This is a genomic window from Pelagibacterium sp. (assembly GCF_035555455.1).
Lineage (GTDB): Bacteria > Pseudomonadota > Alphaproteobacteria > Rhizobiales > Devosiaceae > Pelagibacterium.
The window spans coordinates 34,638-41,394 of the sequence record NZ_DATMGM010000031.1; the positions used below are offsets into that span (position 1 = coordinate 34,638).

The window sequence follows — 6,757 nt, forward strand, 5'->3', positions numbered from 1 at the left end:
TTCGGTCTGTTGCAATGCGATTTATTAAAGATCAGAGCGCCGTCGAACCATCCCGAAAGACGGTCGGCGCTCCGGGTCTGGTCCGGTGATGGCGCACAAGGCGCGTGTGAAAGTGCGGCAGGATAAACCCTGTCGCCGTTCCGGGCCAGAGGGTTGCGCCGTCACCCCACGGGTCTCAGGCCACGCCGAGCTTCTTTTGCAGGCTGGTCGATGAGGTCGTGTACTGGAAGACCACCTTCTGGTCCGGGTGCACGATGCGCTTTGCGGCCTGCGCCATCAGCGCGCTTTCGTGGAAACCGGACAGGATCAGCTTGAGCTTGCCCGGATACCAGTTGATGTCGCCGATGGCGAACACGCCCGGCTGGCTTGTTTCGAACTTTTCCGTATCGACCTTGATCAGCGAGTTGTCATACAGCTCCAGCCCCCAGTCCGCGACCGGACCCAGCTTCATGGTCAGCCCGAAAAACGGCAGCAGTCGGGTGGCGGGAATGCCCATCTCTCCGGCGGCGGTCTTGAGCACCACTTCACTCAACTGCCCGTTTTCGCCCTCCAGCCGTCCCAACTGGCCCATGACGAAATTGATCCGACCTTCCTCGACCAGCGCCCGCATCTTGTTGACGCTGTCGGCATGGCCGCGGAACTGGTCGCGCCGGTGCACAAGGGTGAGCGAGCGCACCAGCGGCTCAAGGCTCAGCGTCCAGTCGAGCGCCGAATCCCCACCACCGACGATCACCACATCCTGGTCGCGGAAGTCTTCCATCTTGCGCACGGCATAAAAGACCGACTTGCCTTCATACTGCTCCACATCAGCGACGGGCGGACGCTTGGGCTGGAACGATCCGCCCCCGGCGGCCACCACCACCACCTTGGTCAAGAACACCTCATCCGCGTCGGTGGTCACCCGGAACGAGCCGTCTTCCAGCCGCTCGACATTGGTCACCATCTGCGAAAAGTGGAACTCGGCCCCGAACGGCGCGATCTGCTTCATCAGATTGTCGGTCAGCCCCTGCCCGGAAATTTCCGGGAAGGCTGGAATGTCGTAGATGGGCTTTTCGGGATACAGCTCCGCGCATTGCCCACCCGGCCGGTCCAGAATGTCGATAACGTGACATTTGAGATCGACCAGTCCCAGTTCGAACACCGCAAACAGCCCCACGGGGCCTGCACCAATGATCACCACGTCGGCGACGATTTCATTTGAGCTCATAAACAGAGTCCTGGTCTTTTGGATTTACAAGGCATCGCTTGGAATATCTGACGACGCGTGTCAAGTAAGAGTGGAGTGAGGTGAGAGGCTTTCGGCCCGTACATCCTCGGGCCGGCGCAGGAACGGGCGTGTGCCGACAGGAATCTCCCGCCGCGCCCCAACCGGTTGATAATAGCGCGAAACTTCCGCCAGCGCGCCCTTTTCCAGCGCCGCGCGCGTCGGCGCATTGTTCACCACCATGGCATCGATGCCGCAGCGGCGCAGGAACGGAATCTGATCGGTCAAAATGTCGCCCACGGCGCGCAATTCCCCGGTAAACCCCATCCGCTCGCGCAACAGCCGCGCGCTCGAATAGCCCCGCCCGTCGGTAAAGGCGGGAAAATTGATCGCGATCGAGGCAAACCGCTCCACATCCGCGCCGATGTCTTCCACCCGGTCCCCCGGCTCGATCCGCAGCCCGATCGGATGCGGGCTGGCGAGGAACGCCGCGCGGTCGGCCAGAAAATCGCTCAGCGTCACATGCGCATAGCGGGTCTCGTCCGGTGCCTCGCCCTCGGCCCGGTCGCGCCAGGGATCGGCGAGAAACCGGCCATCCTTGAACAGGGTCAGTTGCGATTGGCTCACCGGTTTTGCGATGCTCCCGTTGAAGTCGAAATGGATGCCGCATTCCGATTTTTTGCGCCCGCGCCAGCGCCCCGCACGAAAATCCTCGCCCTCGCCCACGGCGCTGGTGCACGGCGCGCACCCGATCGATTTGTACCCGTCATTGTATAGCGGATGCTCGGGCAATCCATGGCGTTGCTTGTAGGCCTCGATGTCATCATGGCTGAAATGGGCCAGTGGATTGACCTTGATACGATCATCGGCGGTCAATTCAAAATGCGGCAGCACGCCGCGTTCGCTGGTCTGGAACCGTTTGCGCCCGGTCACCCAACCGCCAAAACCCTCCAGCAGCTTTTCCAGCGGTTCGGTCTTGCGGATATGGCAGCAACTGTCCGGATCGCTCTGCCACAGCGTCCCATCGGGATCGAACCGCGCCAAATCCCCCGCATCGGGCCGCACCGCCCGCACCGAACTCAAACCGAGCCGGGCCTTGAGCGTTTCCACATAATCGAGCGTCTGGGCAAAATGCTTCCCGGTGTCGATGAAATACACCGGCAGATCGGGATCGACCAGCGACACCAGATGCAACAGCACCGCCGAATCCGCCCCGAACGACGACACCATCGCCATCCGCCCCGGCAGCAGATCGGTCACCGCCTCGCGCAGCACGCCCTCGGCATCCATTTCATCGAACATCCCATTGAGCGCCACAATCCCCAGCGCCCGCAACCTGTCGGTTCCCTGCTCTGCAACCGCACTAGCCAATGCCATGGCCATACTCCTTGATCGAGGCTACGCCGCCCACCGCCATCATCCCGCCTTCACCAGCATCACCACCACTGCTGTCATCCCGGCCTTGAGCCGGGATCCACTTGGGCTCTCACACCACCGCCCGCCAAACGAGCTCCCTTCTCCCCTTGAGGGAGAAGGTGTCCCGAAGGGGCGGATGAGGGGTGTGCAGCCTCTCCGCACCCACCCACGATGCCGCTCTACCCATTCCCATACAACGCCTCCTTGAACGGCCCATCCCCCAGCCGCCGATAGGCGTCGATGAACGGCTCGTCCGCCGATTCCCGCCGCACGATATAGGCATCCACCAGCCGTTCGATGGCGTCGGGCACCTCGTCGGCCACGAACCCCGGCCCCAAAATCCTGCCAATAGCAGCGTTCTCGGTCCCGTCCCCGCCCACGGTGATCTGGTAGAGTTCCGTGCCCTTTTTCTCGACGCCCAGAATGCCGATATGGCCGGCGTGATGATGCCCACAGGCGTTGATGCAGCCGGAAATCTTGATCTTGAGCTTGCCGATCTCCCCCGCCCGCTCCGGCTGGGCAAACCGGCGCGAAATATCCTGCGCGATGGGGATCGAGCGCGCATTGGCCAGCGCGCAATAGTCAAGCCCCGGGCAGGCGATCATGTCGGTCACCTCTCCGGCATTGGCCTCGGCCAGCCCCGCCGCCGCCAGCCCGTCATACACCGCCCGCAGATCGGCCAGCGCCACATGCGGCAGCACCAGGTTCTGCTCATGGGTCACGCGGATTTCGCCAAAACCATAGGTCTGTGCCAGGTCCGCCACCGCCTCCATCTGCTCGGCTGTCGCATCGCCGGGCACCCCGCCGATCGGCTTGAGAGAGACAGTGATCGCCGTATAGCCCGGCTGCGCATGGGGAAACGTATTGTTGCTTAAAAACCGCCCATAGGCCGGATCGAGGATTTTTTCGCGCTCCACATCGATGCGGACCACGCCCTTGTCCTCGAATTCCGGCGGCGCGAAATAGGCCCCGATCCGGTCCAGCTCTTCTTCAGGCAGGGTCAGGATACCGCCCCTTATATGGGCGAATTCCTCTTCCACCTGCCCCTTAATGTTCTCCAGCCCTTCCTCATGCACGAGGATTTTGATCCGCGCCTTGAACTTGTTATCACGCCGCCCATAGCGATTATAGACCCGCAGGATCGACTCCAGATACGCCAGCAGATGCTCATGGGGCACAAAGCCGTTGATCAGCTTGCCCACCATGGGCGTTCGCCCCAGCCCGCCGCCGACATACACCGCCCACCCCACTTCGCCCGAGCGATTGGCCTGCGCCATCAGCCCGATATCGTGGAATTTCACCGCCGCCCGGTCATTGGGCGCGCCGGTCATGGCAATCTTGAATTTACGCGGCAGATGGAGAAATTCCGGATGCAGGCTCGACCATTGCCGGATGATCTCGGCCACCGGGCGCGGGTCGATGATTTCGTCCGCCGCCGCCCCGGCAAACTGGTCCACCGTCACGTTGCGCACGCAATTGCCCGAGGTCTGGATCGCGTGCATTTCCACACTGGCCAGATCGGCAAGGATCTCCGGCACATCGCGCAGTTTCGGCCAGTTGAACTGGATGTTCTGGCGCGTGGTGAAGTGCCCATAGCCCCGGTCATAGGTCCGCGCCACATGCGCGAGCATCCGCATCTGCCGCGCTGACAGCGTGCCATAGGGAATGGCCACCCGCAGCATATAGGCGTGCAGCTGGAGATAGAGCCCGTTCATCAGCCGCAGGGGCCGGAACTGGTCCTCGGTCAATTCCCCGGCGATGCGCCTGCGCACCTGATCGGAAAACTGCTCCACGCGCTCGGCCACGAACGCCGCGTCGAATTCGTCATATCGATACATGATCATCCTCGGCCAGTGTCTGGCGGTTCAGGCGCGGGGCGCTCGGCCCCTCGGCGCGGATACGCTCGCGAATCCGCAGCGGATAAATCGCCCCGTCGCGCAGTTCGATGGTCTCGGGTTCGATCGAAATGATCCTCCCGCTCGCCACACTCTCCCCCATTGCCGCCTCCAGCGCGTCACCGTCCTCCGCCCCAAACACCCGCGCCCGCTGCACCTCGCCACCCCACCTCCCACCCGCGTCGAGATACACGGCAGCACCGGAGAGCAATTCGTTACCCGTCAAAATTTTCATCTCCACCCGCCTTTCACTTCACCAACTTCAAACCCACCAACCTCACCGTCATCCCGGACTTGATCCGGGATCCAGTAACCGGCAGCGCTCCGGCTTTTTCCCAACCGCCCGCCAAAAGAACCCCCTTCTCCCCTTGAGGGAGAGGCGAGTGAGGGGGCCTGAGCGTCCCCGCCCCACCGTTCGCGCCAAACCGCCGTCCCCGCCACTGTCATCCGACCCCAAATCCATCATCCCAATCCTGTCATCCCGGACTTGATCCGGGACCCAGTAACCGGCAGCGCCCCCGTCTTCCCCCCACCGCTCGCCAAAAGCGCCCCCTTCTCCCCTCGTGGGAGAAGGTGCCCCGAAGGGGCGGATGAGGGGCGCTCAGTCTCCAAGCTCCCCACCGCTAACCGCTGCACCCCAAGGACACTTTCTGCCACCCGGAAAGCCGGTGCCATCAACCACATCCACCCGCACCACTCATGCCCACCACCACCCCGGCACCATCTTCCCACCCAGCCCCGCCCACCTCTGTCATCCCGGCCTTGATCCGGGATCCAGTAACCGGCAGCGCTCCGGCTTTTTCCCAACCGCCCGCCAAAAGAACCCCTTCTCCCCTTGAGGGAGAAGGTGCCCCGAAGGGGCGGATGAGGGGTGCGCTGAGCCTCCACCCGGCCCAAGCTCGCGCCAAACCGCCGCCACCCACTCACGCCACCCGCTCCGCCGCCGCGATTATTCCCGCGTCAGCCCAATCCCCATGCGCCACCGCTTCGCCCACAAAAATCACCGCTGGCCCATCAACAAAATCGATCGCCCCCGCCGCCAGCGCGCCCAGCGTTCCCGCATACAGCGCCCGATCCGCCCGCCCGGCATTGACGACGATCCCCACCGGCATCGCCCCGCCAATCCCCTGCACCATCAGCTTCCCCGCCACCTCAGCCGCAATCGCCTTGCCCATATAAAGCCCCAGCGTCAGCCCCGAACCGGCCAACGCCGCCCAGTGCCGCAGTTGCTCGCCATCGGCCCCGTGTGCGGTCGCAAACACCACCCCCGGCGAAACGCCGCGCAGCGTCACCGGCGTTGCCGCATCCGCCGCGGCGGCCAAACCCGCCGTCACCCCCGGCACGATGGAAACGGCGATCCCCGCCTTGCGCAGCGCTGCAATTTCCTCGCCAGCGCGCCCGAACACCATCGGGTCCCCCGATTTCAGCCGGGCGACGGCCTTGCCCTCACCCGCCAGCCGAACCAGCAGCGTGTTGATCTGTGCCTGTGAAAATGAATGATGCCCCCGCGCCTTGCCCACGCAGATGCGGGCCGCATCGCGCCGCCCCATCTCAACGACCGCCTGCGGCACCAGTTGATCGTGAACGATTACATCCGCCTCCTGCAGCAGCCGTTGCGCCCGCAAGGTCAGCAGGTCCTCGGCCCCCGGCCCCGCCCCGATCAGCCACACACTGCCCCGTGCCGCGCCCGCCGCGTGCTCGGCCATCAGGGATTCAGCTCGTTGCCGCCCTTCCCCTGCCGCCAGCGCCCGCTCGATGTCGGGCCCGGTCACCAGCGCTTCATAATACCGCCGCCGCGCAGCACTGTCGGGCAGCAGGTCCGCCGCTGCGTCGCGCATGGCCCCGGCCAGCCGCGCCAAATCCCCAAGCCGGGGCGAGAGCAGCGCTTCGATCCGCGCCCGCACCAGCCGCGCCAGCACCGGCGAGGCCCCCTCCGAGCCGATGGCAATGGAAATGGGCGCGCGGTCGACGATCGCCGGCGTGAAAAAATCGCAGTTTTCCGGGACATCCACCTCATTGACCGGCACACCCGCCGCCCGCGCCAAGGCGAGCGCCCGTGCGCCCTCCGGCCCGTGATCGGCAATAAACACCAGCGCGGCCCCGTCAAAATCCCCGGCCTCGACCGGCCGCGACGCGATGGTGACCGCCAACCCGGAAAAATCGGCACTGACCTCGCTGGCGAACACCACGATCTGCGCGCTGGTTTTCACCGCCAGCCGCGCCTTGGCCAGCGCCTCGTCGT

5 protein-coding genes are annotated in these 6,757 nt (G+C 64.4%); all 5 read right to left on the minus strand.

Annotation, left to right across the window (positions count from 1 at the left end; all coding sequences use genetic code 11):
- Positions 1–175 precede the first annotated feature (175 nt).
- Positions 176–1,207 (minus strand): NAD(P)/FAD-dependent oxidoreductase, encoded by a 1,032-nt coding sequence (locus VNS12_RS05835; RefSeq protein ID WP_325486900.1) that lies wholly within the window; start codon positions 1,205–1,207, stop codon positions 176–178.
- Positions 1,208–1,267: 60 nt separating this feature from the next.
- Positions 1,268–2,581 carry a phosphoadenylyl-sulfate reductase gene (locus VNS12_RS05840; RefSeq protein WP_325486901.1) on the minus strand — a complete coding sequence of 438 codons (1,314 nt, stop codon included), beginning with the start codon at positions 2,579–2,581 and terminating at the stop codon, positions 1,268–1,270.
- Positions 2,582–2,799: 218 nt separating this feature from the next.
- Positions 2,800–4,458 (minus strand): nitrite/sulfite reductase, encoded by a 1,659-nt coding sequence (locus tag VNS12_RS05845; protein ID WP_325486902.1) that lies wholly within the window; start codon positions 4,456–4,458, stop codon positions 2,800–2,802.
- Entirely contained in the window at positions 4,445–4,750 is a 306-nt protein-coding gene (locus VNS12_RS05850) for a DUF2849 domain-containing protein (RefSeq protein WP_325486903.1), read from the minus strand. The genes VNS12_RS05845 and VNS12_RS05850 overlap by 14 nt, the downstream gene beginning before the upstream one ends.
- Before the next feature lie 688 nt (positions 4,751–5,438).
- On the minus strand, positions 5,439–6,757 hold a 1,319-nt coding region (cysG, locus tag VNS12_RS05855), incomplete at its 5' end, for a siroheme synthase CysG (RefSeq protein WP_325486904.1).